We start from the raw sequence: 25,216 nt of genomic DNA on the forward strand, positions 1-25,216 counted from the left end.
GCGGAAAGCAAGCCATGACCCAGATCTCCGCTCTCAAGCTCTCGGCTGCCAGAGTTTCCTGCGTGCTCGCGCTCGGCGCCGCGCTGGGGGCCTGCGGCGCCGCCGACCGGCTCGCCAATGTCGGCGCGGCGCCGGCGCTCTCGCCGATCGAGGATCCGACCGCGATGAAGGGCTACAAGCCGGTGCAGATGCCGATGCCGCAGATGGAGCATGCCTCCTTCGCGCCGAACTCGCTCTGGCGCACCGGCTCGCGCGCCTTCTTCAAGGACCAGCGCGCCCGGCAGGTCGGCGATCTCGTCACCGTCAAGGTCAAGGTCACCGACCGGGCCCAGCTCGACAACACGACCAAGCGCAGCCGCAAGAACGGCGAGGATTTCGGTGCGGCCCGGCTCATGGGTTTCGAGAACAAGCTCGACAAGTTCCTGCCCGACGGATCGAGCGCCAGCGAACTGCTCAAGCTCGATTCCGAAGGCTCGAGCGAAGGGTCGGGCTCGGTGCGCCGCGCCGAGCAGCTCGCCACCAACGTCGCGGCCGTGGTCACCCAGACCCTGCCGAACGGCAATCTGGTGATCGAGGGCAAGCAGGAGATCCGCGTCAACTTCGAGGTGCGCGAGCTGATCGTCGCCGGCGTGATCCGGCCCGAGGACATCGAGAGCGACAACACCATCGAATCCGCCAAGATCGCCCAGGCCCGCATCGCCTATGGCGGCCGCGGCCAGATCACCGATGTCCAGCAACCGCGCTACGGCCAGCAGGTGATGGACATTCTTCTCCCCTTCTAAAAGCAGCGCATTGCTTTTCGAAATCCGGCCGGCGCGGAACGCTCCCCGCAATCCCCGCGTCGATCCGGCCGGCGGTCTCTCCCGAGCCGCCATCTTGGTGAAGCATGATCTCGGCCGAAAACCGGCGCCCCACCTTTCGGGATCATGCTTGCTCCCGGCCGCCAGCCACGCTCCCCAAGCTCAAAAAGCTGGCGGCCCGAAGCCCCGCGTTCTCCCGACGCGGGGCTTTTGATTTTCCGGCGAGCAGACCAGGGGGCGGCTCCTATGGGCGGATTGCAGTCCTTCGACGCCAGCTCCGGACTTGCCCGGATCGCGCCATGTGTGGAAGTCACGAAAGCAGACGGATCATTCTCCGAGCGGTGGTTCGGCAAGACGAGGCCCACCATTTCTCTTTGATCATTTCGGCGAAGCCGGCGTCGCAGTCAGACTGGGTGGCCACCAGCCCAGGCCGGTCACGGCAATTTTTGACGACATGGGGAAAATCGCTTCGTTCTCGAGTTCAATCTTCGCGACCTGTCCACGAGACGGCGGCCGAAATGCGCGTTGAAACTCGGCTGGGAGCGGTACCGTGAGCGGCTGGATCTCGGCGATCCTGCCAGCTGTCTGCTTGAAGCCATCCGCAACGGAGACGCGATCGCCAATCTTCGCTTCATAGAGCGAGCCCGTCTCCAGATAGACCAGGGCGAACTTCTTGCCGATGTATAATTGCATCAGGTTGTCGCCGGGCCTCAGCACATCGCCCTGCACGGTGGTCTTTGGGCCTACCGTACCGTCCGCCGGCGCTTCGATGATCCCGTTATTGTAGCTGAGCCGCAGCTGCTGGAGGGCGGCGCGCGCCTCTGTCAACGACAAATCAAGCTGCGCGAGTTGCTCTATGGTGCCGCGACGCTCCGCCTCGCGCGAGACCTTCTCCTGCATTGCAAAGTAGCGATCCTTTTGAACATTGGCTGCGAAGGCGTCCGAGACAAAGCCCGCAGTGGCACGGGACGTATTGACCTTGCGAAGCTGCGCCTCGGTCTCCTTCAGGCGCTCGTCGGCGGTCTTCATGACAGCGTTGGCGACCTCCAGCTTGATGGCGAGTTCCGCCTGCCTTGCGGTGGTCTCCGCCGCTTTGGATGTGAGCGTGGCCATCGCCTCCATCATCTGCGGGGAACTGACGAGAGCCAGGACATCACCTTGTTTGACCGCTTGCCCCGGCTGCACCGCCATCTTTGTGACCTGAACGGCGTAGGGCGAGGCTATGATCACGTGTTCGGACAGGACAAGCCCTTCCGCCTTGAGCCAAATAAGGTGCCCGACAAAGAGATTACCGAGATAAATGAAGACCCCCAGTAGTGCCGTGACGTAGAAATAGCGCCCATAGTTCCGGCGGGCTTTCTGGTTTGCGCGGACATCATTCAGGAATTTGTCAGCGCGTGTGCGCTCTCTCAATTGAGTAATCATTGCCTCACCTGATCCGATGAGCCTGGTGCGAAACCCGCAACGGTGAGTACGAGTCTCGCATGGAGGCGCGGTGCACCCATTCTTCGTAATAGGCGTAGAGACGCACGCATCGCATGAAGATGCCATTGTATAGGCCAAACGTCAGCAAGAATGGCGCCACACTGAGGACCATCTTTGAGCTGTAACGCCCGCATATCGATAGCGCCATAAGGAAGGATAGCGCATCAAGTAAAAGATAAACAATCGCGACGGCGCCGAGAATGGACAGCGCTCCACTACCGAAAACCAGGAATAGCCATGCGATATATATAGGGAATACGATCGTTACGAGTACGTTTAGCGTCAGCCATTCGATCTGCTCAAATGTCTCAAGCAGATTGAACCTACGGCGGCCTGGGCTGAAGGCGTTTCGAAATTTGCGCATGCGTGTGCGGATCGTATCCCGATCCCAACGTCGCCTTTGACGAATGATCGCCGCGAAGGTCGCCGGCGTGTCGGTGAAACACCATGAATCCGCGGCAAACCTGATCTTCCAGCCGCTCCGCCGGAGCCGGAGCGTCAGGTCGAAGTCTTCGCCGGGCCCTGGATCGAGAAGACCCACCTGGGCGATGGCCTCGCGACGGAAGGCGCCAAAGGCGCCCGATGCGCAGACTACCATGTCCAGCATGTCGAGGGCGCGCTTTCCCATCCCGATCGAGACGATGTATTCGATCGCCTGGTAGGCCGTCACGACGGAATGGTCGAAGTTGCGCACGCCGAGCGCACCCGTTGTCGCTCCGACGCTTGGATCTGCAAAGGGTTCCAGGAGCCTTTCGATCGCATCGCAGTCGTAAGAACAATCAGCATCCAGATTGACGACGATATCGCCCTTCGCGATCGTAAAGCCGAGATTACAGGATGCCGCCTTGCCGCTTCGGACCTGGTTCGACAGAGCGATGTCGATGCGGCGGAGTTGGCGATATTTGTTTATGATCTCCCGCATGCCGTCGGTCGAACCGTCGTCGATGAAGATGATTTCGTCGATTCGGCGGGTCTGCTCACCGAGAGACCTGAGACATTTTTCGATGGCATCGGCCTCGTTATGGCCTGCAATCACAATGCTGACCGTCATCCGATCCAGCGAGCGCTTCTGCGCCTCGGTCAGCGCATGCTTGCTGCCGAAACTCGAGACGAAAATCGCAATCCCAGAGAGCGTGTACCGTGGGATCTCCAGCAGGATCATAAACCAGAACATCGCGAGCCATCCGGCCCAGTCGAATTGGCCCAGAATGATGAACGGTGTGTCCAGATCGTCCATGGTCATGCGGCCCGATCATGAGCACTTCGCACTGTGAGACCATCGAGAAGTGAATAGTCGAAGCCAGGGTCGATCTTCAGTACCGACGACGTCCTGCCGGCGATCTGGGCCATAGCGCGCATTGCGCCCGCCAGATCGGTTCTCGGCATCAGGATGAGAAAGCCCTCGTGATCCTCCCGGATGGCGTCAACCTCGCGAAGGGCGCTGTGCAAGACATCGCGAATGAGCAGCATGCTCTGCTCCCAAAGCCGTATGTCCTTCGCCTCGATCATCTTCCGGTTTGCAAAAGTTAAGCGGGCGACTTGATAGAGCGAGCCGAATTCACGCTGCTCTCGTTGCGCATACTCGAGCAGTATATGGAACCTGTCGGTCTCGGGTTTCGACGAGGTCCCCGGCGCTTCCTTTTCGTGGAGGACACGGTGCAAGCCTGCCGACGTCATATTGTAGGTGTACCATGTTCGGGCGGGCACCTGATCTGCGGCCGAGTGTGCTTCGCAATCGATGCATTTGAAGCCGACATTCGGTTTATCGTTGATCGCCCCGCAGTCTTGGCAACATGTGATTGATCCTGGCTTGTCGTAATCAAGACCGATGTGCCGGAGCGTTCGTGCGCATTTCGGACATTCGAATCCGCCGCCGGTACGGAAATGCGATTCCGGCGCTTCATGAGCGCATTGGAAATGATGAACGACCAGTTCTTCGCGAATATGCGGCGACATGCAGGAATGACACTCCTCACGCACCGACAGGTGCCCGGAGCGGCACTGAGGACAGCAGTGAATGCGGTCAAAGAAACCACGGACCAAGTATCCTTTGTCGAAAAGGGCGGTTGCCGTTTCGGACACATTCGCCAGCGCGCCGGCGACAGGATAGCGAACGAGATCTCGTGAGGTCGAGTCGTAGACTGGATTTAGGCCTTCGTTGCGCGAGTACATTCTGGCTAGGAGAATGTCTTCAGACCAAGTCGAATGGCGTACGGACGGCGGCAATTCTTTCAGGCGCGAATCTATTTCATACGCTCGTGCCCAGACAAGCCGTTCACTTGTCCCTGCAGCATCAATGCATTGCCGGTCGTCCGGCAGTAAGCTGATAATGGGCACGAGGGGATCTTTGATATTGTCAAGGATAAGCTTGAGAGCATGATCCGGCGCTGCAGCGGTCAGAACAACCGCATCAATTGTGTCGCCTGGCCCGAACGGCCTCCATTCTGAAGGGATGATATATCCTTCTGGAATTCTTGGGTAGGCGAGAAAGCATCGTTGCTCTAGCTTTGGAGCCAACGTAATTCCATTTACGCCAACTAACATCAATCTACTCCGAATAGGTTGATATTAATAAATTAGCACGATAATTATATTAGTAATAACTTATGACAAAATGAAATATAAGATCTATAGTATATATAGATATATAGCGAATATCAATCAGATTATTATTAATTCAATAATATTATTTACTTGGTTTAATCGCGGTATTATGTGTTCTATATTATAATCAATGTCTCATTTTGGTCATTTCGACGCGATGCTCAACTCAATGAGAAAACCTCCCCTAGTGTTCGAAGCCTCGTTTCGACCCCAACGCTACGATTAATGCAGGGTAGAAGCCGAGCAAAAAAAGTATGTATTTACTTGACCCAGTCCGTTGCATTTTACCGACCCAAGAGGATCGCGGTTGGTGGCATCAGGCCTTCGCCCATGCCGGAGTAGACGCGACAACCCGATGAGGGGAACTGGCGTCGAAAGGGCTCGCGACGGAGGACGCCAACGACCCAATAAGCGCGGCCCGGAGACACAAATCGCCGGTAAGCGGAGCGCCACGGGGCGTGCGGGCAGTGGCTCAATCTGCCCGCGCCGCGACCTGGCTCAATGGTTGCGGCCCAATACCCTCGCGCCTCGCGGCGCTCCGCTGCCCCTCACCAACCGACGCGGAGGCGCGGGCGGGCGAACGCGCATGTCTCCGTCCCTGGTCTTTGGGCATCATTCGCACCTGATTGGCCCTGCGCCGTCATCCCGGACAAGCCGCGTCAGCGGCGCCGATCCGGGATCCATTCCGGAGCCTATCGAGACCAGCGTTCCCGAATGGATCCCGGGTCTACGCTCCGCTTCGCCCGGGACGACGCGCGAATGCATGGTCGAACTTCCGGGCGACAGCGGGTTTGGGAGAGCGCCCATGCAAAAAGGCCCCGCTCCATGACGGGGCGGGGCCTCTCGCATGCTGTCACGGGCGGTCGGGCAACTAGTCGTCCCTGAACACCCGCTCGTTGCGCTCGTGGCGCTCCTGCGCCTCCAGCGAGAGCGTCGCGATCGGGCGGGCTTCGAGGCGCTTGAGCGAGATCGGCTCGCCGGTCTCCTCGCAATAGCCGTAGGTGTTGTCGTCGATCCGGGCGATCGCCGATTCGATCTTGGAGATCAGCTTGCGCTGGCGGTCGCGGGCGCGCAGCTCGATCGCGCGGTCGGTTTCGGAGGAGGCCCTGTCGGCGATGTCGGGGTGGTTCTCGCTTTCGCTCTGCAGCGTCACGAGGGTGTCCCGCGCCTCCTTCAGGATCTCTTCCTTCCAGGCCAGCAGCTTGCCACGGAAATATTCCCGCTGCCGCTCGTTCATGAACGGCTCGTCGTCCGAGGGTTTGTAGTCCGCGTCGAGGGTGATCTGCTTCGACATAGGCGCACTCTCTCGATTGCTCGTTCCCAGGCGCCCACCGACATTGCCGTGGGAGGGCCGCCGATTTGGCGCCCTTATAGCGAGGGACATGGCCGGGAACAATCGGGTTGGCGGAGCCGTCCAACGCTATCGCCCAAAGGGTCTTTTTGCCCGTCGGTCGCCGGCGAAAACGGTCTTCAGCGCATAGCTGCCAGCGCTGCGGCGATGTCCGCCTCGACCAGCCGGGCGATCGGCTGGCGGTAATGGCTGTGGTCGAAGAACTGATTCGGGTCGTGCAGTTCCGGCCGGTCGCGGCGCCAGTCGACCAATGCGGTGCGCGGGCGGCGCTCGGCGAGGGCGGCGAAAGCGTCCCGGCAGGCCTTGTCGGCAGCTGCGTCGGTGCTGCCGGGGACGGGCAGTTCGGTGTGGTAGACCGGCGGGCGCAGGAGGATCAGCGGGGTGCCGGGCGCGGTGTTCATCAGCGCCTCCAGAGCGCCGGCTGCGGGGTGCGGGCCCTTGACGTTGCCGCCGCTGGTCGCGATCGGCCTTTCCAGCCCGGCACGCTTCGTCGGGTCGCGATCATAGCCGAGCGCGATGTAGTCGGGCTCGTAGTCCCAGTAGCCGTCGCGCCGCGCCTGGCCGCCCTTGCCGGTCAGCAGGTAGGCGATCCGGCGCTGGAACTCCTCAAGCACGTCGAAGCGCAGCAGGCCGACGAGATATTCGGCGCGGTCGCGGCTGTAGAGCCAGAAGGGGAAGGGCTTTTGGTTGGGCAGTGCCGGATTGCTCGTGCACCAGAGCGAGTCGATGCCGACGACCACTGCACGGGCTGGCTCGCGCCGGTGGCGCAGGAACCAGTCGATCAGCACGAGGCCTTCCTTCGGGCCCGAGGCCGGGGCGATCAGCGAGACGAAGGGGATGCCGGTGCGCGTGCGCAGTTCCTCGGGCGAGAGGAGCTGGACATGCGAATTGCCGAAGATGGCGGCGCTGAAGGCGGGGTCTCGCCCGCGGCTGGCGGCTGCGGTCCGTGGTCCCTGTGGCCGAACGCCCTCGGGCAGGCTCAGCGGGGTATGGCCAGTGTCGTAGGGATCGATCAGGAAGGCCAGGGCGAGCGTGCCGATCAGCAGCGAAGCCGCCGTGACCGCGAAGATGCGCACGAAGCCGCCCCAACGCGCGGCCTGAGTTCGCGCGACCTGCGTCGTTTCACGCTCAGAACTGGAAGTAGATGAACTCATAATTGGCGTCTTCGCCGATCTTGAAAAGGATGAGGACGAACAGGGCCGCTGCGGCCACCGCGAGCCAGCGCGAGGGCGGCAATCGGTTAACCAGCGCCCAGGCGGTCGGGCCGATGATGGCAAAGGCCGCGGCCGGGAGCAAAGCGCGCCATTTGAAGCCGTTGCCGATGGGCGCGAACCCGAACAGGCCCTTGTAGATCGCCAGTGCCGCCTCGAAATTCGTGGCCCGGAAGAGCACCCAGCAGAGTGTCACGAACAGGAAGGTGAGGAGCCAGCCGAGCAGGGCCGGCATCGGCCAGCCGGCCCGGCGCCAGAACAGCGCGACGATCAGGGCGAGCCCATGGGCCGCGCCCCAGGCGACGAAGGTGAGTCCGGCGCCGTGCCAGAGCCCGCCCAGCGTCATGGTGGCGAAGAGCGCCCAGACTTGCGTCGGCAGGCCGCTGCGCGAGCCACCGAGCGGGATGTAGAGATAGTCGCGCAGGAAGCGCGACAGCGTCATGTGCCAGCGCCGCCAGAAATCCTGGATGCTCGTCGCGCGATAGGGCACTTCGAAATTCTGCGGCAGCACGATGCCGAAGAGCAAGGCGAGGCCCAGCGCCATGTCGGTGTAGCCGGAGAAGTCGAAATAGATCTGGAAAGAGAAGGCGAGGGTGCCTTGCCAGGCTTCCACCATCGAGACGGCCTTGCCGGCCGCTGCCGCGGCGAAGACTGGATTGGCGTATTCGGCGAGCGGGTCCCCCAGCAGGACCTTCTTGGCGAGGCCGGCGGTGAGGAGCAGCAAGCCCTGGCCGAAGCGCTTGGCCGCATCCTCGCGCCAATAGGGCCGCTCGTCGAACTGGTGCATGATTTCGCGCCAGCGCACCAGCGGCCCGGCCAGCACCTGCGGGAAGAAGGCGATGTACAGTCCGTAGCGTACCAGATCATAGCGCGGAGCCTGGCCGCGCCCGAGATCGGTCAGGTACATGACATGGTGGAAGGTGAAGAAGGAGATGCCGAGCGGCAGAGCGAGTTCGAGCTTTGGCGCAGGCAATCCTGGAATCATTCCAGCCAGATCGGTGAAGAAGTTGAAGTATTTGAACAGCGCCAGAACCGCGAGATTGCCGATGATCGCGAGCGTGATCAGCAGGCTGGCCCGGGTCTTCTGGAAGGCTTCCGCGATCAGCCAGTTCAGCCAGATCGAGACAGCCAGCAGCGGCAGGAAGCGCCAGTCCCACCAGGCGTAGAAGAGCAGCGACAATGTCAGTAGCAACGCGAGTCGCCAGCGCGGCGCAAAGCGCTCCGCCAGCCAGTGCAGGCCAAGTGCGAACGGCAGGAAGGCGAGCAGGAAGGCGAAGGAGTTGAAGAGCATCGGGAGGCAGGAGCTGCGCGAGAACCCGGCTTAGTCGATTACGCAGCGAAAGTCATGTCGCGCAGGCGCGGGATCGCCGCCCTGCGTCGACGCCTCACGACTTCAGATCGAATTCGTGCGCGAGCCTCTCGTAATTGCGCAGGCGCAGGGCGGGATCATCGAGGAAATCCTGGATCATGAATTCCTGCGCGCCGGTGATTTCGGCCATGCGCTGAAGCCTGGCCTTTACGGCAGCAGGCGTTCCGACCAGAAAAGCCGGCCAGTCCTCTTCGCCCGCCGGGACCATGCCGCCCATGATCGCGACCGCCTCGTCGAGCGTGGCCAGGTGCTCGACCATGATGCGTTCGGGCTTGCGGCGCTGGCGGAAGACGGCGCGGACCGGCATGGCGAGGCGCTCCGCCTCCTCCAGCGTCTCGCCGAGAATGACGCGAACGGCAAGGAAGGACTGCGGCGCGGCGATGCCGGCGGCAAAGGCGGAGGGGCGGAAGGACGCGCGGTAGGCCGCCATGGAATGCGGCGCCTGATCCGGCTTGTGGAAGGCGCTGCAGGCGAGCCCGAGGCCGAGCGTGGCGGCGCGTCTTGCGCTTTCGTCGCTGGCGGCGAGGATCCAGGGCAGGGGGCCGGGCGGCTCGTCGGGCATGATGCCGATGCCGTGGAACGGCGAGGTCGCCGGCAGGTCGTTGCCGAGCCAGCCGATCAACTCCTCGACGCGTTCGGCCTGATCGTCGGGGATTTGGGCGTCGCGCAGCCGCTGCAAGGCCCTGTCAGCTACGGGGCCGGCTGTGGCGCGCCCGATCCCGACATCGATGCGCCCGGGAAAGAGCGCATTCAGCGTCCGCATCGCTTCCGCCACCTTGTAGGGGCTGTAGTGGTTGAGCAGGACGCCGCCGACGCCGATGCGAATGCGCGAGGTCGCGCCGGCCAGCGCTGCGGCGAATACCTCCGGGGCCGGATTGGCCTCGAAGGCGACGTCGTGGTGCTCGACGATCCAGTAGCGGGTGAAGCCGAGGCGCTCGACCTGTTGCGCCATGGCGATGGCTGTGCGCAGCGCGCCGCCCGAGGTCGAGCCCTTCGGTACGACGAGCGGATCGAGGATCGAGAGTTTCATGGGACGGGCCGGCGCCGGTGAGGCTACTTCAGGGCGAAGGCCAAGGGCGCGATCAGCTTCGCCTTGAGGTCCATCGCCCTGGCCTTGGGCAGCATGCCGGCCTCGACCATGAAGGCCTGGTCTTCGGTCAGGTTGGCGACGTCGGCGTCGGTCATGACGGAGGTGAAGTCGTAGAGCGGCAATTGGGCCCGCGCGTCCTCGATCGAGATCTTCTGCTCCTTGGCGGCGATCGCGAGCGCCTCTTCGGGGTTCTTCGCCATGAAGTCGAGCGCCTTGCGATGGGCGGCGAAATAGGCGGCGACGAGGTCCGGATGCTCATTCAGGAAGGCCGTGCGGGCGCCGATCACGGTCGTCGGCTTGATCAGGCCCTCGCCGCTGGCGAGCGCCCGCCCGCCGGCCTTCTCGACCAGCGTGACATTGGCGCCGGCCAGCGTCGCGACATCGACCTGGCCTGCGAGGAGCGCGGCGCGCGCCGCCGGCAGGTCCATGTTGATGTATTCGACATCGGCCAGCGTCAGCTTCTGCGAGGCGAGCGCGGCGACGAGGAGCTGGTTCAGCACCGTGCCCTTCGGCCCGGCGATCTTCTTGCCCTTGAGGTCGGCGAGCTTGGCGGGGCCATCGGCACGCGTCATCAGGAAATAGGCCTTCGGCGAGCGGGCATAGGCGGCGACGACCTTGAGCGGCACGCCATTGGCGGCGGCCAGGATCGCCGAGGTGCCGCCGAGCACGCTGGCGATGTCGATCTCGCCGGCGGCGATCGCCTGGGTCTGCTGCGCGCCCGAGGTGATCTCCGGGCTTTCGACCTTGATGGCGAAGGGCGCGAAGGCTTCGTCCAGGAAGCCCTTCTCGCGCATCACGATCGAGGGAAGGTTGAAGGGCGCGGTGACATAGGTGATGCGCACGGTCTTGGGCTTGTCTGCGGCAGTGGCCGGGCCGAGCAGCAGGGCGGCCACGACGCCGATGGCGGCGAAGAGTTTCATGATGGGCTCCTGCGAGATGTCAGACCGGTTCGGCCGGGGCGGGTGAGGGGGCATCCATCAGCCGCGCCAGAATCCGTCGGCGATGGAGGTTGGTTTCGGCGGAGGTCGGGTCGCGCGGGTGAGGCAGGTCGAGGCTCTCATGGCCGACGACGCGGCCGGCCTGCATCTCCAGCACGCGCTCGCCGAGCAGGACGGCCTCCTCCACGTCATGCGTCACGAAGACGATGGTGGGGCAGCGGCGCTGCCAGATCGCGACGAGTTCGCTCTGCATGGCACGGCGCGTGAAGGCGTCGAGGGCGGCGAAGGGCTCGTCGAGGAGCAGGATCTGCGGCTCCAGCACGAGCGCGCGGGCGATGGCGACGCGCTGCGCCATGCCGCCGGAGAGCTGGCCCGGCATGGCGCGGGCAAAGGCACCGAGACCGACGAGCGCCAGCACCTCGGTGCAGCGCTGTTCGATCGTGCCCTGGGGCAGCCGGCCGCGCAGCCCGAAGGCGACATTGCCGCGCACATCGAGCCAGGGCATCAGCCTGGCTTCCTGGAAGACGACGCCGATGCGCGGCGGGCTATCGTCGCCGCGCCGGATCGCGCCTTCACTCGGGCTCTCCAACCCGGCGAGGATGCGCAGCAGGGTGGTCTTGCCGCAGCCGCTGCGCCCGACGATCGTTGTGAAGGAGCCCGGCGGAAAATCGAGGCTGACGTCGGCAAGCGCTGTCACTTGCGCACCATCGACGCTGTAGCGACGGCCGATGCCCACAAGCTCAAGCACGGGCCATCTCCAGGTCGCCCGCGAGCCAGGGCGCCGAGCGCCGGATCGCGAAGCGCAGCAGATGGTCGGCGAGGAGGCCGAGCCCGCCGATGACGAGGATACCGGCCAGCACGATGTCGGTGCGAGCCAGGTTCTCGGCATCGACGATCATGTAGCCGAGGCCGGCCGCGGAGGCGATCAACTCGGCGCCGACAAGCGCACGCCAGCTATAGCCGAGACCGATGCGCAGCCCGACGACGATGGCCGGCAGGGCCGAGGGCAACACGATCCGGAGCATGATCTCGGTGCGCGAGAAGCCGCAGACGGTGCCGACATCGATCAGCTTCCGGTCCACCGTGGCAAAGCCGCCGCGGACGCCGAGGAAGATCGGGAAGAAGCAGGAGAGGATGATGATGCCGACCTTCTGGGTCTCGCCGATGCCGAGCCAGAGCATCAGCAACGGCATCAGGGCCAGCGGCGGGATCTGGCGCAGGAATTCGAGCAAAGGCTCGAGCGTGGTGCGCAGCGGCCGGCTCAGCACGAAGAGCAGCGCCAGCGGGACCGCCAGCGCAATCGCCAGCGCATAGCCGAGCGCTACGCGCCGCAGGCTGACGAGGCTGTGCCGAACGAGTTCGCCGGAGGCGAGCAGGTCGCCCAGCGTCTCGGCGACCGTGGCGGGGCCGGGCAACAGGAAGGCGCTGACCCAGCCGGAACGGCTGGCCAGCCACCACAGGCCGATGGCGGCGGTAAAGACGGCGATGGTGATGGGGCGGGGCAATGGATCATGCCAGATTTAGAGCAATAGCTCTTCAATAGAGCCATTGAGCCGAATGGCAAGATCGGCCGGTATGTCTGTATCGTCGCGGCCTATATTTGAAATTGTCTAAGTAAAAATGAGTTACATGTCTTGTTCGGAAGGCCCGCCTTCGCCATGATCGGGCTCGTCGTGACCATCCAGATATTCATCGACGGAGTGCGATGTTCAGGACATGGATGCCCGCCACAAAGTGAGCATCCTTCGGCATGTGATGCTCGGGGCAAGCCCGAGCATGACGCGGTGGCGTGGCGTCTTGCCTGCTGGCAGCCCCTTACAGCGGAATATTGTCGTGTTTCCGCCAGGGCCGCTCGACGCTCTTGGTCCTGAGCATGGCGAGCGCGCGGGCGATCCGGCGGCGGGTCGAGTGGGGCATGATCACCTCGTCGACATAGCCGCGCTCGGCCGCGACGAAGGGCGACATGAAGCGGTCCTCATATTCCTTGGTCTGGCGCGCGATGGTCTCGGCGTCGCCGCCGCGGAAGATGATCTCGACCGCGCCCTTGGCGCCCATCACCGCGATCTGCGCGGAGGGCCAGGCGTAGTTCACATCGGCGCCGACATGCTTGGAGGCCATGACGTCATAGGCGCCGCCGAAGGCCTTGCGCGTGATGACGGTGACGAGCGGCACGGTGCATTCCGAATAGGCGAAGAGCAGCTTGGCGCCGTGCTTGATCAGGCCGCCATATTCCTGCGCCGTCCCCGGCAGGAAGCCGGGAACGTCGACGAATGTGACGATCGGGATCTCGAAGGCGTCGCAATAGCGGACGAAGCGGGCGGCCTTGCGGCTGGCATCGGAGTCGAGCACGCCGGCCAGGACCATCGGCTGGTTGGCGACGATGCCGACGGTGCGGCCCTCGATGCGGCCGAAGCCGGTGACGATATTGCCGGCATAGGCCGCCTGGATCTCGAAGAAGTCGCCCTCGTCGACCGTCTTCAGGATCAGCTCCTTGATGTCGTAGGGCTTGTTCGGATTGTCGGGGACGAGCGTGTCCAAGCTCATGTCGACGCGGTCGGGTACGTCGAAGGACGGCCATTCCGGCACACCGACCGTGTTGTTGGCGGGCAGGAAGTCGAGCAGGCGGCGCACCTGCAGCAGCGCCTCGACATCGTTCTCGAAGGAGCCGTCGGCGACCGAGGACTTGGTGGTGTGGACCTTGGCGCCGCCGAGCTCCTCGGAGGTGACGGTCTCGTTGGTCACCGTCTTCACCACGTCCGGGCCGGTGACGAACATGTAGCTGGTGTCGCGGACCATGAAGATGAAGTCGGTCATCGCCGGGGAATAAACGTCGCCGCCGGCGCAGGGGCCCATGATCACCGAGATCTGCGGGATGACCCCGGAGGCCGCGACATTGCGCTTGAAGACCTCGCCATAGCCGCCGAGCGCCGCCACGCCCTCCTGGATGCGGGCGCCGCCGGCGTCGAACAGGCCGACGATAGGGGCGCGCATCTTCAGCGCCATGTCCTGGATCTTGATGATCTTCTGCGCATGCGTCTCGGAGAGCGAGCCGCCGAAGACGGTGAAATCCTTGGAGAAGACGAAGACGGTGCGGCCGTTGACTGTGCCCCAGCCCGTGACGACGCCGTCGCCGGGGATCTTCTCGGCCTTGTCCATGCCGAAATCGACGCAGCGATGCTGCACGAACATGTCGAACTCTTCGAAGGAGTCCTTGTCGAGCAGCAGTTCGATGCGCTCGCGGGCCGAGAGCTTGCCACGCTTGTGCTGCGCCTCGATGCGGCGCTCGCCGCCGCCGAGCCGCGCGCCAGCGCGCCGGTCTTCCAGCTGGTCGAGAATGTCTTTCATGGAGCCCCCGCGAGCCTAGCCAAATAACGCAATCAACCTCGCTATCCGGCTTAAGGGCGGAAGGCCGGGCTGTCTATCGGGCGCGGTTGCGGCTTTGGTGCAAGGCGGGTTGCGCGCAGGCGCCCGGCCTATCCGGTGAGACGATGGGTGGGTTGCGAATCAAATAAGTGTGTGATTATGTATTGTCGATGGTTGAGCAGGACATCTTCAAGGCGTTGGCCGACCCGACCCGCCGGGCGATCTTCGAGAAGCTCGCGGCCGGTGGCATGAACGCCAGTGCGCTCCGTGAGGGCATGGCGATCAGCCAGCCGGCGATGTCGCAGCACCTTGCCGTGCTGCGCACCGCCGGGCTGGTGCGCGAGGAGCGGCGGGGGCGCTTCGTCAACTACGAGGTCGACCCGGACGGGCTTGCCCTGATCGCGCACTGGCTGGCGAAGTATCGGGCCTACTGGCCGGCGCGCATTGATGCCCTCAAGGATCTGCTGCGGGACATGGACCAATGAGCGAGAGCGAGACGCAGGATCGGACGAAGCAACTGGTCTTCGCCTACCAACTCGATGCGCCGCCCGAGAAGGTCTGGCGGGCGCTCAGCATTCCGGTGTTCCGCGAGAAATGGCTGCCGGCCGAGGTTGAAGCTCTCTCCTCGGTGCCGGGGGAGGAGGTGCACTATCGGCTGAGGGAGGAGGAACCCCCCTTTCTTGAAAGCGTCGTGACCTTCCACCTCGCGCCGAACGAGGGCGGTACGGAGTTGCGGATCATCCATAGGCTGACGGATGCGAGGCTGGGCGAGCAGCAACCGCTACCTGTCAACAGCAACCAGCCGCTCATGCTGCGCGCCGCCTGACCGGCCAAGCTCGCAAGTCCAGCCATCAGCATACGGAACAGAGGAGGTCGTCGATGCACGGCACGATGCAGCTCGTCCCTATCGTCGTCGAACAATCGACCAGCGGGGAACGCTCCTTCGACATCTATTCGCGCCTGCTGCGCGAGCGGATCATCTTCCTGAACGGGGAGGTCAATGATGCCAGCGCCGCGCTGGTCTGCGCGCAATTGCTGTTCCTGGAGGCCGAGAACCCGAAGCGCCCTATCCATTTCTACATCAACTCGCCGGGCGGCGTCGTCACCAGCGGCTTGGCGATCTACGACACGATGCGCTACATTCGCTCGCCCGTGCACACGCTCTGCATGGGAACGGCTCGTTCGATGGGCTCCTTTCTCTTGATGGCCGGCGAGCCGGGCGAGCGCGCGGCGCTGCCCAATGCCAGCCTGCATGTCCACCAGCCGCTCGGCGGCGCCCAGGGACAGGCCTCGGACATCCTGATCCATGCCGAGGAGATCCAGAAGACGAAGTGCCGCATGATCAGACTCTATGCCGAGCATTGCGGACGCAGCCAGGAGGAGGTGGAGCGCACGCTCGACCGTGACCGATTCATGACCGCCGAGGAGGGCCGGGATTGGGGGCTGATCGACCGCGTACTGACCGCGCCGCCGGAGGGAGCGTCGTAGTCAGGCGCCCGGCTTGCTCGGATCGCCGAGTTCGCGGTTGAGCGCGACCGCAGCGCGCACCAACTCCGCCACGATGGCGCGATCGACCACAGCGCCCTGACGCAGCTCGAGCGTCGCCATCTCGTATTTCCCGCCCGGTTTCAATCGCGGCTCGATCTGCCGCAGCCGCTTGCCGCGCCAGAAGCCGAAAAGCACGCGTTCCGCCTCGGCCCGGATGAGGCAGACGGGACCGTTCGAGAGATAGATCAGATTCGTCCATTTGATGCGTTCGTCGAGCGCGGCGGAGAGCGCGTCGCGACGCAACTGCTCGACGAGGGTGCGCTGCCAGCCGTCCAGCGCCGCGACATAGGCGTCGGGCGATGCGGCTGTCTGTCCCATCGCCATCGCCGGGACCCTAGCCCTGCTTCAGCAGCAGCGCTGCGGCATCGAAGTCGGCGCGGCGGATGGCACGGCGCTCGGCCGCCTCCTCGTCCTGGCCCCAGATGCCGATCTGGTAGTCCTCGTCGAGATGGGCGGCAGCCCAGACAGCATCCGCGTCGCGCTGGCCGAAGGCGAGCGCCAGCATCAGGATGGTCGAGCCCGTCAGCGTCATGACGTTGTGGGCGCCGGCCAGCGCCACCGGCGCCGGGATCTCCGCGACATGGCGGGCGACCGCGTCGAGGGTCTGTTGCGGCTGCTGTGCGAAGACGATGCCCTCCGCAAGCAGGAAGCGCGCGCCGATCCTGGCCTCGACGCCGTGCCGGATCGGCTCCCAGACCTCGTTCTGCTGTGCGACCAGTTCCTGCGGTTCGCTGGCGCGGTAGCAGAGCGCGTCGCTGCCGGCATAGCGCAGGATCTCGGCGCGCACGGCCTCGTGCTGGTCAGCGACGCCGTCCAGCGCCGAATTGACCAGCCGCGTCAACGGCATGCGGGCCGGGTCGATTCGTTCGGCTTGAGCCTCCCATTCGGCGGCGAGCGCCTCGGCGACAGGTCGCGATGCGACGGCCAGAGGGTTGCGGGCGGGGGTCCGGGCCGTGCGTCCGTCGAGAGCGACATGGAACAGCCCGTCGCGCTCGCTGACGCCGGCTGCCTCGTAGAAGCGCTTGGGCAGGGCATTGCGCATCGCCGATTGCGCGGCGGCGACGGGATCGGGCTGGCGCTGGCCGGCGGCACCGAAGCGTGCGAGGAAATCGTCTGTGGACATGGCCGCGGCTCTAGCATGCCCCGGGCGCGCGGTCAGCTTGCGAAGCGATCGCGCCAGGCCGGTTTCGCTCCCGGGAAGGGCAGGGCTGTCGCTGCATGGACACCACGCGCCACGGCTCGGGCTAGCACGTCGGCGGCGGTGGTGCAGAGTTCCGTCAGGGCAAAGGCGTCGGAGGGCGCGCCGGCATGGCCCGTCGCGGCGGCGAAGACGACATCGCCGTCGAGTGCGCCATGCGCGGGGCGAAGCGCACGGGCGAGGCCGTCATGGGCGGCCAGCGCCAGGCGCTTGCACTGCGCCTTGGTCAGCACGGCGTCGGTCGTGACGAGCGCGATCGTGGTATTCTGGCCGGTGCCGCCCTTGAAGTTCAGGGCAATATCCCTCTCGGAGATCGTGGCCGGCCAGCCTCGCCCACCGAACTCGCTGCCCCGTTCATAGGGCGCCGCCCAGAAATGCGGGCCGTTGCCGATCGTGGCGGTGCCGACCGCATTGACGGCAACCAGAGCGCCGACGGTCTGGCCGGTTGCGGCACGGGCGCTGGCCGAGCCGATGCCGCCTTTCAGGTTCGCCGTGGTCGCGCCGAAGCCGGCGCCGGCCGTGCCCAACTGGAAGTCGACGCCGGCTGCCGCTGCGGCGAGGCCGCCCAGCCGGCGATAGGGCGCTTCAGCGTCGCCCTTGGCCCAGGGCTTGTCGCCTCCATTCAACAGGTCGAACAGGATCGCCTGCGGCACGATCGGAATGCGCAACGAGCCGACGGGGAAGCCGCGGCCCTGGCTGGCGAGCCACCCCGTCACGCCATCGGCGGCGGCAAGCCCCCAGGCCGAGCCGCCCGACAGCACGATCGCGTCGACATGCTGGACCGTCATCTCCGGCTCGAGCAGGGCGGTGTCGCGCGTGCCGGGGGCGCCGCCGAGAACGGCGATGGAGGCGATCGTCGGGCGCTCGAAGAGGGCGACCGTCACGCCTGTCGCGGCTTGCGCCTCGTGGGCCTGCCCGATCAGGACGCCCCGGACATCGGTGATCAGATTGCGCATCGGGGAAGCCGAAAGAGTGGGAAACACAAACGCGCTGGCCGGCGCGCGGGCCTCACATTACGATCTTTTCATGATCGCGCCATCGTAGGGCCACCGCTCGGTGCGCAGTGTGGCGTCATCGCGAACCGGCTTCGAGACCCGCTCAGCGACCAACGATCCGATTGCCTCAATGGGAGATTCCGCATGAAACATATCGCACTCATCGCAGCGTCCTCCGTCGCTGCGCTCGCGGCGACCTTTGCGATCGCCCAGCCGCAGCCGCTTCCGCCCATGGGTGGCGACCGTGACGCTTCGCGTCACGAGCGCTCGGAAAGCCGCGAGCAGCGTCGTGCCGAATGGCGCGAGCAGCGCGGCGCCCGCATGCAGGAGCGTCTCAACGAACGCCTCGCCAAGCTGCGCACCGACATGAAGCTGAAGCCCGAGCAGGTGCCGTTGTTCGACACCGTCGAGAACCTTGTCAAGAAGCGGGCCGAGGAGCGCCGCGCCGGCTGGGCCGCCATGCGCGAGCAGCACGAGACCTTCCGCCATGCCGACATCATGGAAAAGCTCGACATGATGTCCGGTCGTCAGGCCGCGCGTGCGGCGCATTCCAAGGAACTCGCCGATGCCGTGCGCCCGCTCTGGGTGACGCTCAGCGACGAGCAGAAGACCGTGGCGCGCCGCGCCGTGCGCGAGGTCATGGCCGAGGGTCGCGGCATGATGGAGCGGATGCGCGAGCGCATGGACGAGCGCCGCGGCGGGCATGACCACGACGACGACGACCGTGGGCCGCGTCGCTGGCGCGAGGAGCGCGGTGATCGCTGGGAGCGCCGCGGCTGATCGCGCGACAGGCTTCCACCGACCGAGAAGGGCGGCTCTCGCGAGCCGCCCCTTTGCTTTTGCGCGTCAGGTGCCGACCGCGTCGCTGACGCATTTCTTGGTGAAGCTGGTCTTGGCGGCGCCGGAGAGCTTCTTTTCGGCGGCGGCCTTGTCGCAGGCCGCGCCGGCGTCCTTCTCGCACTTGGTCAGGAAGCTCGTCTTCGCGGCACCGGCGAGCTTCTTGTCGCCCGCCTGGACCGTGCAACTCTGGGCATGGGCAAAACTCGAGAGGCAGGTCAGTGCCAGGGCCGCAATCAGGGTCTTCGTCATGGTTCTCGATTCCCGGCTCGTGATTCCCGTGGTTGGGGATGCAAGGGTTAACCCAGCGGGAAGCGGCCGCAAGCGGCAATTCCGCCGCATCCGCCTTGATTTCGCCTCACCTCCTAATGCCTTGGGAACAAAGGGAAAACGCGATTTACCCTGACCGTTCAACTTCGATTCATCTGTTTCCGTTTACGGTTCGGCAGTGATTTGGAAACAAAGGTGGGCCATGAAGGCGACATGGTTGATCTGGGGTATGCGCGGCTTCATCGGCCTCGTTTTCCTCTTGAGCCTGTTTGGACCCTATGCGCTGTCGATCCTGATCGGCTGCCTGGGGCTGGGCTGCCATTACTTCCGCAACGAGGTCGGCTCGCATCTGTGAGCGGCGAGGCGGCATCGCGTTGATGGCCCTGACGGCAGGTTGATTCAGCGCAAGGGCGAGGGCGCCGGCAGCGTGTAGCCAGAGCTGCATGGTCTCCGGCGGTTTTCTCATCGGGTTGGCGCTTCTGCTCGCCACGCCCGGCCCCACAAACACCCTGCTTGCGCTCGCGGGTGGAACGAGCCGGCTGCGCGCGGCACCCGGGCTGTTGCTAGCGGAACTCGGCGCCTATCTCGTTGCCGTCATCACGCTGGGAGTCCTGGTCAGGCTGCTCGGCTCGGGGGTCGAGGGCTTGCGGCCCTGGATGCAGGCGGGGGCAGCCATCTATCTCTCCTGGGTGGCCGGCACGATGTGGCGCTGGCGGCCCGATCTGTCCGGTGTCGATCGGGTTCGTCCTTGCCATGTCGCCGCGACGACGCTGCTGAACCCCAAGACGCTGATCATCGCCTTCGTGCTGATGCCGCCGGGTTGGAGCAGCGAGGAGGCGGTCGCTGCGGCGCATCTTTCGGCGATGTGCGTCCTGATTCCGGCTGCCGGCAGCGCATGGTTCCTCGGCGGGCGCGGGTTGGCGGCCGTGACGGGAGTTGGCCGCCGACGACTGATCCCGCGCGCTTCGGCGCTTCTGCTGGGCCTGTTCGCGATGGTGCTGGCTGGGCGCGCGCTCGCCGGATGGTGAGGTGTGGGCGGTGGTTCAACGGCACGTCGCAGAACGCGGAGATCATTCCCTGGCGATGGCGGCTATGGCAGCATGACGGGATGAGTCAGCGCATTCGATCGGCAACGCCCATCGATCTCGAGGTCGTCGAGCAGATCGTTCTGGATGCATACAGCCACTATATCGCCCGCATCGGTCGAGAACCGGGGCCGATGCTGGATGACTACGCGGCTCTGATTTCGGACGGACGCGTCTGCGTGATCGAGCACGATGGCATCGTGCAGGGACTGCTCGTCCTGATCCCGCAAGCCGATGCGATGCTGCTGGACAATGTGGCCGTCTCGCCGCGGGCCCAGGGGCTGGGCCTCGGCCGTATGCTGCTGGACTACGCCGAACAGGCAGCGGTCGCGGCGGGCTATCGCTCTATCAAGCTCTACACGAACGAGGCGATGACAGAGAACATCGCGCTCTATTCCCGCATCGGCTACGCGGAAACACATCGCGTCGAGGAGAAGGGGTTGCGGCGGGTCTACATGGTCAAGCCGGTCGGTCGGGCTGGTGAAGTGTAGCCGGAAAGGCCGCGTTTCAGCCCAACGGCGACATGCGAGCTGGCGACATGCGAGCTTCAGTGCCGGGCGGCTCCCGTCCCCTTCATCTCCACGTGAAACTCAAGCAGCAGGTCGAACAGCGGCGTTTTCCGGAAGTCCTCATCGAACCCCCAGCCGGACGCCCGCTTCTGCTTGCGATTCGCGATAGCGCCCAGCCAGGCGAGGGGCCGCAGGACGCGAGATACCATCGCGAATTCGGGGAGGTCGGGCCTCGGGACCTCTTCGAGCGTTTCCATGATCGTGCTCGCCTCCATCAGCTTGCCCGCGCTCGACCAGCCATGCGCCGTCACCGACAGGCTCCAGAGGATCACACCCATATGATGCTGCGGCCAGAACTCGATCGGGTTCCTGTCGAAATCCTGAAGATTCACGCTCCAGAACACCGCCTCGAAGAGTTCGGCCAGCAGGGCAGGAGCGGCTTCCGGAGCCAGCAGCGCCTTGCCGGCCTTGCTCGCCTTCAGAACCCCCAGACGTTTTCGCAGGAGCCCTGCAGCCTGCAGCGCGATCCGCGTGAAGAGGACCCCGTAGGCGTCGTCTTCGTTGATCACCTTGTTCACGGCGAGGATGTCGGCCTTGTCGTAGCCCGGCCATTCCGTCCGATCGAAGACGTGGCGGACATCGACACGCTTCAGGGCTCCGGCGGGGGTGAGCACGAGTCCGCCCTTCTCAACGGCAAGCTCCAGCAGGAGCCGCGCGGCGATCACCATGGGGGCCTGAAGGGCGGCCTCGACAGGAACGTATTGGGGCGTGAGGCGAAGCGCCTGCGGCACCCGGCCGGGCGGCTCCAGGAGCGCCTTGAGGGACTCAGGCTGCAGATGCGTCCAGGCGGGAGGGATGGTGGTCACGCTTGCAAGCCTAGGCGGGCTGAGGCGCGGGCTCAACAGCCGGGCGAAGCTCCGCTCGCGAAAAGCGTGGCCCAAAAAAACGGGGGATGGCGATCTCTCGCCATCCCCCGAAATAATGCCGGTAAACGGGTCCTGCGACCCGCTCCGCCCGATCAGCGCGAGTAGAACTCGATGACCAGGTTCGGTTCCATCTGCACCGCGTAGGGCACGTCCGTCAGGGTCGGCGTGCGGGTGAAGGTGGCGGTCGACTTGTTGTGGTCGGTGTCGAGATAGTCGGGAACGTCACGCTCGGCGAGCTGGGCCGATTCGAGGACGATGGCGAGCTGGCGGGAGCTCTCCTTGACCGCGATCACGTCGCCCGGCTTGACCTGGTAGGAAGCGATGTTGACGCGCTTGCCGTTGACCGTGATGTGGCCGTGGTTGACGAACTGACGGGCGGCGAAGACCGTCGGGACGAACTTGGCGCGGTAGATCACGGCGTCGAGGCGGCGCTCGAGCAGGCCGATCAGGTTCTCGCCCGAGTCGCCCTTGAGGCGGATCGCCTCGGCGTAGTAGCGGCGGAACTGCTTCTCGGAGATCGAGCCGTAGTAGCCCTTGAGCTTCTGCTTGGCGCGCAACTGCGTGCCGAAGTCGGACGGCTTGCCCTTGCGGCGCTGGCCGTGCTGGCCGGGGCCGTATTCGCGGCGGTTGACCGGGGACTTCGGACGGCCCCAGATGTTCTGACCGAGGCGGCGGTCAATCTTGTACTTCGCCTCATGGCGCTTCGACATATCGCGTGTCCTCTGTGGTTCGCGAGTTGAGGACCGCGCCCTCCTGCTCCCCGATAGAAATGGCCGGGGCGACAGATCCGGCCTCCGAAGAGAAGCGGATCACGGGTGCGGAAAAAGCCACGCGGGCCTTTTGGGCCCGCGCGACGCCGGCTTAGAACCACTTGTGGCGGCGTTTGTCAAACCGAAAGCGTCGTTCCGGGGGCGGCCCGTACCGAAACCGTCATGGTCGGGCTTGTCCCGACCATCCACGTCTTCCTTCGTCGAGTGCGGTGTTCAAGGCGTGGATGCTCGCCACAAGGGCGAGCATGACGGGGAAGCCTTTCCCCGCCGCTCGCGATCAATTCGCCAGCGGCATCGGCTCGATAGCGACCTCGGCCAGCCCATATCCGGCGAGCGCGATGCGCAGGGGCCCGGTGATGCCGGCGCCGGACGTGAAGACCGCAACGGCGTCGTTGGCTCCGGTCCGGCCGGCGGAGACATCGGGGCCAAGCAACTGCACGACGCGCCGGGCGATGGCCGGCGCCGGATCGATCCATTCGACCGGCCAGGCCGCGAGGCGCCGCATCCTCTCCAGCAGAAGCGGATAATGCGTGCAGGAGAGGGTGACGACATCGGTGCGGGCGTTGCCGCGGGCGACGAAGCAGGGTGCGATCTCGGCGGCGATGGCGTCGTCATCGACCGGCTCGCCCTTGAGCGCCGCCTCGGCGAGGCCGGCGAGTTGCGTCGAGCCGACCAGCGTGACCTCGCAATCGCCGGCATAGTGCTCGATCAGGCCGCGGGTGTAGTCGCGCGCCACCGTGCCGGGCGTCGCCAGCACCGAGATCAGGCGCGATTTCGTCAAGGCGGCAGCGGGTTTGATCGCAGGCACCGTGCCCACGAAGGGCAGGGCGAAACGGGCCCGCAAGGCCGGCAGCACCAGCGTCGAGGCGGTGTTGCAGGCGATGACCACCAGATCGGGATGGAAGCGCGCGACCAGCCGCTCCATCACCGACATCACGCGCGTGACGAGTTCGTCCTCGCGCAGCCCGCCATAGGGAAAGCCGGCATCGTCTGCGGCATAAACGACATGGGCGCCGGGATGGGCCTGCATCGTCCGCGACAGCACGGTGAGGCCGCCGAGCCCGGAATCGAAGACGAGGATGGTGGGCGTGTGTCGCGGCAGCATCGTCGCCCGATACGCCGTTCCGGCCAGAAGATCGACCTGCATGCGCCTTGAGCCTGCCAACTGACGAAGGCGGCAATTGCGCCAGAGAGGAGTTAAGAGATCGTCAAGATCCGCTTAGCGCGATGCATCGTATTTGATCGATTCGTTCAGGCCTTGATCCGCGCCACCGCCGCGGCTGCGGCCCGGCCGGCCAGTGTCGCGCCGCCGACCGTCATCGCGCCGCCCCCGGCCGTGGCTTCGCCGGCGATGAAGATGCGCCCGCCGATCGGCTCGGCGAGCTGTTCGCGCGCGGCCTCGCGCCCGGGCAGGCAGACGGAATAGGAGCCGCGCGAGAACGGGTCGGTCCACCAGGCGGGGAAGGAGATCCCGGTCACGGCCTTGCGAATGTCGGCGCCGATCATCTGCGCCAGCAGTTCGGTGACGTGGGCACGGGCGGCCTCGGGGCCCGCGGCCGAGAGTTCGCGGGCATGGTCGCCGCCGCAATAGGCGATGACGAGGTCCTTGCCATCCGGGAACATGTCGACATTCATCAGGCGGCTGGGCGAGCCGGCCTCGAGAAAGCTCGTGCCGGGCGTGATGCCGAAGCGCTCGCCCTCGACCTTCAGCGCGATCTTGGTCAGCGCGCCCATGCCGATGCCGTCGAGCGCGTTGCGGGTTCGGGCCGGCAAGGCCGGGGTGAAGCGGATCGCGCCGGCCTTGAGCACACCGACGGGCACCGTGACGATGACGGCATTGGCGCGCAGCGTGCCGGATGGCGTCGTGACCGCGACATCCGGCCCGTCCCAGCGGATCTCGCTGACGGGCTGGTTCAGGCGGATGTCGAGGTCGGCGCCGTGACGGGCGACGAGGTTGCCGTAGCCCGACGGCACGATCAGGTCGTCGCCGGCCCAGAGTCGCTGATAGTCGCGCGCGGAAATCCGATCGGATTCCTCGCCAATGGAGAGCAGCAAGCCGGACGATGCGATCTGCGACATGTCCGGGCCGAGATCGCCGAGCAGATCCCTGACCGAAAGATCGCGCCGGGTGAGGTCGACCGTTTCGAGCCGGCGGTCGATCTGGCCGAAGGCGCCGCGCCGCTTCTGCCGGTCGGCGTCAGGCATGGGCTTGCCGCCGGAGAAAACCTGGAAGCCGCCGCCCCAGGATTCGCCCTGCGTTTCGATACCGAGTTCGCGTGCGATCTGGACCCAGGGGTTGCGCTCGGCCCAGTGGATGAACATGGCTCCGGCATCATAGGACGGGCCGAGCGATGCGTCGGTGAAGGCGCGGCCGCCGATGCGGTTTCGGGCTTCCAGCACGATCGCCTTGCGACCAGCGGCCTTGAGTTGATGGGCGGCTGCGAGCCCTGCCGCGCCGGCGCCGATGACGATAACGTCGGTCTCGGCCGCGTGGCCGTGACCTGTCGGCAGTGCCAGCGAGGCCGCCATCGCAGCTGATCCCGTCAAGATGGTCCGGCGGTCGAGCATCGGTTCGGAGCGTTCCATTCTGCCCGCCCATGTTGGGCTCGTATCCCGGTGTTGCAACAGGAAGGTGTCGGGCAAGCGGCCGGGCGCGATCACGAGATCGGGAGGCCGGGGCCGCGGCGCGGCTGGGCGGGCGATCTCCGATTAGAGCAATGCGACACAATACTCTTGATTAGAGAAATTCTACTATTGTGTTGTTTGTGCACCGCAATGATTTCTTCGATTGTCGGGCAATTGACAGTCGTCGAGTCGGTCAATAACCGAATAGAGCCTTATCAAATCGTATAAGGCCTTGTTTATAT

27 protein-coding genes are annotated in these 25,216 nt (G+C 65.1%); 8 read left to right on the forward strand and 19 right to left on the reverse strand.

Annotation, left to right across the window (positions count from 1 at the left end; genetic code table 11):
• Positions 1 to 14: 14 nt before the first annotated feature.
• On the forward strand, positions 15 to 782 hold the full coding sequence (gene flgH / locus AC1RMY_RS07505) for a flagellar basal body L-ring protein FlgH (protein WP_492863321.1): 768 nt from the start codon (positions 15 to 17) through the stop codon (positions 780 to 782).
• Between the two features lie 396 nt (positions 783 to 1,178).
• Here the strand turns inward: flgH and AC1RMY_RS07510 are convergent, their stop codons facing one another.
• The 11 genes from AC1RMY_RS07510 to AC1RMY_RS07560 all read right to left on the reverse strand — a co-directional run bounded on the left by AC1RMY_RS07510 (position 1,179) and on the right by AC1RMY_RS07560 (position 14,193).
• The gene (locus AC1RMY_RS07510; RefSeq protein WP_492863322.1) at positions 1,179 to 2,225 is read right to left on the reverse strand and encodes an HlyD family secretion protein; all 1,047 of its coding nucleotides are present in this window, start codon (positions 2,223 to 2,225) and stop codon (positions 1,179 to 1,181) included.
• Positions 2,226 to 2,229: 4 nt separating this feature from the next.
• Positions 2,230 to 3,528, reverse strand: coding sequence for a glycosyltransferase family 2 protein (locus tag AC1RMY_RS07515; RefSeq protein ID WP_492863323.1), 1,299 nt, complete (start codon positions 3,526 to 3,528; stop codon positions 2,230 to 2,232).
• The gene (locus tag AC1RMY_RS07520; RefSeq protein WP_492863324.1) at positions 3,525 to 4,829 is read right to left on the reverse strand and encodes a TackOD1 domain-containing metal-binding protein; all 1,305 of its coding nucleotides are present in this window, start codon (positions 4,827 to 4,829) and stop codon (positions 3,525 to 3,527) included. Before AC1RMY_RS07520 ends, AC1RMY_RS07515 begins: the two co-directional genes overlap by 4 nt.
• A 931-nt stretch (positions 4,830 to 5,760) precedes the next feature.
• Positions 5,761 to 6,183, reverse strand: a complete 423-nt coding sequence (gene dksA / locus AC1RMY_RS07525; protein WP_492863325.1) for an RNA polymerase-binding protein DksA — start codon at positions 6,181 to 6,183, stop codon at positions 5,761 to 5,763.
• Between the two features lie 176 nt (positions 6,184 to 6,359).
• Positions 6,360 to 7,316 carry a hypothetical protein gene (locus AC1RMY_RS07530; RefSeq protein ID WP_492863326.1) on the reverse strand — a complete coding sequence of 319 codons (957 nt, stop codon included), beginning with the start codon at positions 7,314 to 7,316 and terminating at the stop codon, positions 6,360 to 6,362.
• Between the two features lie 52 nt (positions 7,317 to 7,368).
• Positions 7,369 to 8,742 (reverse strand): MBOAT family O-acyltransferase, encoded by a 1,374-nt coding sequence (locus tag AC1RMY_RS07535; RefSeq protein ID WP_492863327.1) that lies wholly within the window; start codon positions 8,740 to 8,742, stop codon positions 7,369 to 7,371.
• A gap of 94 nt (positions 8,743 to 8,836) precedes the next feature.
• Positions 8,837 to 9,850 (reverse strand): MsnO8 family LLM class oxidoreductase, encoded by a 1,014-nt coding sequence (locus AC1RMY_RS07540; RefSeq protein ID WP_492863328.1) that lies wholly within the window; start codon positions 9,848 to 9,850, stop codon positions 8,837 to 8,839.
• Positions 9,851 to 9,873: 23 nt separating this feature from the next.
• On the reverse strand, positions 9,874 to 10,830 hold the full coding sequence (locus AC1RMY_RS07545; protein ID WP_492863329.1) for an ABC transporter substrate-binding protein: 957 nt from the start codon (positions 10,828 to 10,830) through the stop codon (positions 9,874 to 9,876).
• A gap of 19 nt (positions 10,831 to 10,849) precedes the next feature.
• Entirely contained in the window at positions 10,850 to 11,596 is a 747-nt protein-coding gene (locus AC1RMY_RS07550; RefSeq protein WP_492863330.1) for an ABC transporter ATP-binding protein, read from the reverse strand.
• Positions 11,589 to 12,353 (reverse strand): ABC transporter permease, encoded by a 765-nt coding sequence (locus tag AC1RMY_RS07555; protein WP_492863331.1) that lies wholly within the window; start codon positions 12,351 to 12,353, stop codon positions 11,589 to 11,591. Before AC1RMY_RS07555 ends, AC1RMY_RS07550 begins: the two co-directional genes overlap by 8 nt.
• A gap of 310 nt (positions 12,354 to 12,663) precedes the next feature.
• Entirely contained in the window at positions 12,664 to 14,193 is a 1,530-nt protein-coding gene (locus AC1RMY_RS07560) for an acyl-CoA carboxylase subunit beta (RefSeq protein ID WP_492863332.1), read from the reverse strand.
• Between the two features lie 188 nt (positions 14,194 to 14,381).
• Between AC1RMY_RS07560 and AC1RMY_RS07565 the strand changes: the two genes are divergently transcribed.
• From AC1RMY_RS07565 to AC1RMY_RS07575, 3 genes are read left to right on the forward strand one after another with little or no spacing between them, the layout of a single operon-like run.
• Entirely contained in the window at positions 14,382 to 14,696 is a 315-nt protein-coding gene (locus AC1RMY_RS07565; RefSeq protein WP_492863333.1) for an ArsR/SmtB family transcription factor, read from the forward strand.
• Complete coding sequence (locus AC1RMY_RS07570) at positions 14,693 to 15,037, forward strand: SRPBCC family protein (RefSeq protein ID WP_492863334.1); 345 nt, start codon at positions 14,693 to 14,695, stop codon at positions 15,035 to 15,037. The genes AC1RMY_RS07565 and AC1RMY_RS07570 overlap by 4 nt, the downstream gene beginning before the upstream one ends.
• A 53-nt stretch (positions 15,038 to 15,090) precedes the next feature.
• Positions 15,091 to 15,699, forward strand: a complete 609-nt coding sequence (locus tag AC1RMY_RS07575; RefSeq protein ID WP_492863335.1) for an ATP-dependent Clp protease proteolytic subunit — start codon at positions 15,091 to 15,093, stop codon at positions 15,697 to 15,699.
• Here the strand turns inward: AC1RMY_RS07575 and AC1RMY_RS07580 are convergent, their stop codons facing one another.
• The 3 genes from AC1RMY_RS07580 to AC1RMY_RS07590 are packed head-to-tail and all read right to left on the reverse strand — an operon-like array spanning position 15,700 to position 17,913.
• A complete protein-coding gene (locus AC1RMY_RS07580; RefSeq protein WP_492863336.1) occupies positions 15,700 to 16,077 on the reverse strand; it encodes a DUF1801 domain-containing protein in 378 nt (125 codons plus the stop codon).
• A 16-nt stretch (positions 16,078 to 16,093) separates the two neighbouring features.
• Positions 16,094 to 16,882: an ATP12 family chaperone protein gene (locus AC1RMY_RS07585; protein ID WP_492863337.1), complete on the reverse strand. Its 789-nt coding sequence runs from the start codon at positions 16,880 to 16,882 to the stop codon at positions 16,094 to 16,096.
• 32 nt (positions 16,883 to 16,914) lie between these two features.
• Positions 16,915 to 17,913 (reverse strand): P1 family peptidase, encoded by a 999-nt coding sequence (locus AC1RMY_RS07590; RefSeq protein WP_492863338.1) that lies wholly within the window; start codon positions 17,911 to 17,913, stop codon positions 16,915 to 16,917.
• A gap of 183 nt (positions 17,914 to 18,096) precedes the next feature.
• Between AC1RMY_RS07590 and AC1RMY_RS07595 the strand changes: the two genes are divergently transcribed.
• The gene (locus AC1RMY_RS07595; protein WP_492863339.1) at positions 18,097 to 18,732 is read left to right on the forward strand and encodes a hypothetical protein; all 636 of its coding nucleotides are present in this window, start codon (positions 18,097 to 18,099) and stop codon (positions 18,730 to 18,732) included.
• Positions 18,733 to 18,798: 66 nt separating this feature from the next.
• Here the strand turns inward: AC1RMY_RS07595 and AC1RMY_RS07600 are convergent, their stop codons facing one another.
• Positions 18,799 to 19,041, reverse strand: a complete 243-nt coding sequence (locus tag AC1RMY_RS07600; RefSeq protein ID WP_492863340.1) for a hypothetical protein — start codon at positions 19,039 to 19,041, stop codon at positions 18,799 to 18,801.
• Between the two features lie 220 nt (positions 19,042 to 19,261).
• Between AC1RMY_RS07600 and AC1RMY_RS07605 the strand changes: the two genes are divergently transcribed.
• The 3 genes from AC1RMY_RS07605 to AC1RMY_RS07615 all read left to right on the forward strand — a co-directional run bounded on the left by AC1RMY_RS07605 (position 19,262) and on the right by AC1RMY_RS07615 (position 20,635).
• On the forward strand, positions 19,262 to 19,414 hold the full coding sequence (locus AC1RMY_RS07605) for a hypothetical protein (protein ID WP_181301107.1): 153 nt from the start codon (positions 19,262 to 19,264) through the stop codon (positions 19,412 to 19,414).
• An 88-nt stretch (positions 19,415 to 19,502) separates the two neighbouring features.
• Complete coding sequence (locus AC1RMY_RS07610; protein WP_492863341.1) at positions 19,503 to 20,087, forward strand: hypothetical protein; 585 nt, start codon at positions 19,503 to 19,505, stop codon at positions 20,085 to 20,087.
• Positions 20,088 to 20,167: 80 nt separating this feature from the next.
• Positions 20,168 to 20,635, forward strand: coding sequence for a GNAT family N-acetyltransferase (locus AC1RMY_RS07615; RefSeq protein ID WP_492863342.1), 468 nt, complete (start codon positions 20,168 to 20,170; stop codon positions 20,633 to 20,635).
• Positions 20,636 to 20,691: 56 nt separating this feature from the next.
• Here the strand turns inward: AC1RMY_RS07615 and AC1RMY_RS07620 are convergent, their stop codons facing one another.
• From AC1RMY_RS07620 to AC1RMY_RS07635, 4 genes are all read right to left on the reverse strand, one after another.
• The gene (locus tag AC1RMY_RS07620) at positions 20,692 to 21,378 is read right to left on the reverse strand and encodes a hypothetical protein (protein WP_492863343.1); all 687 of its coding nucleotides are present in this window, start codon (positions 21,376 to 21,378) and stop codon (positions 20,692 to 20,694) included.
• Positions 21,379 to 21,671: 293 nt separating this feature from the next.
• Complete coding sequence (gene rpsD, locus AC1RMY_RS07625) at positions 21,672 to 22,289, reverse strand: 30S ribosomal protein S4 (RefSeq protein ID WP_492863344.1); 618 nt, start codon at positions 22,287 to 22,289, stop codon at positions 21,672 to 21,674.
• 337 nt (positions 22,290 to 22,626) lie between these two features.
• Positions 22,627 to 23,496: a glutamate racemase gene (gene murI / locus AC1RMY_RS07630; protein ID WP_492863345.1), complete on the reverse strand. Its 870-nt coding sequence runs from the start codon at positions 23,494 to 23,496 to the stop codon at positions 22,627 to 22,629.
• 104 nt (positions 23,497 to 23,600) lie between these two features.
• Positions 23,601 to 24,935 carry a flavin monoamine oxidase family protein gene (locus tag AC1RMY_RS07635; RefSeq protein WP_492863346.1) on the reverse strand — a complete coding sequence of 445 codons (1,335 nt, stop codon included), beginning with the start codon at positions 24,933 to 24,935 and terminating at the stop codon, positions 23,601 to 23,603.
• Between the last annotated feature and the right edge of the window lie 281 nt (positions 24,936 to 25,216).

This window comes from Allobosea sp. GW822-FHT03F07, assembly GCF_058801345.1.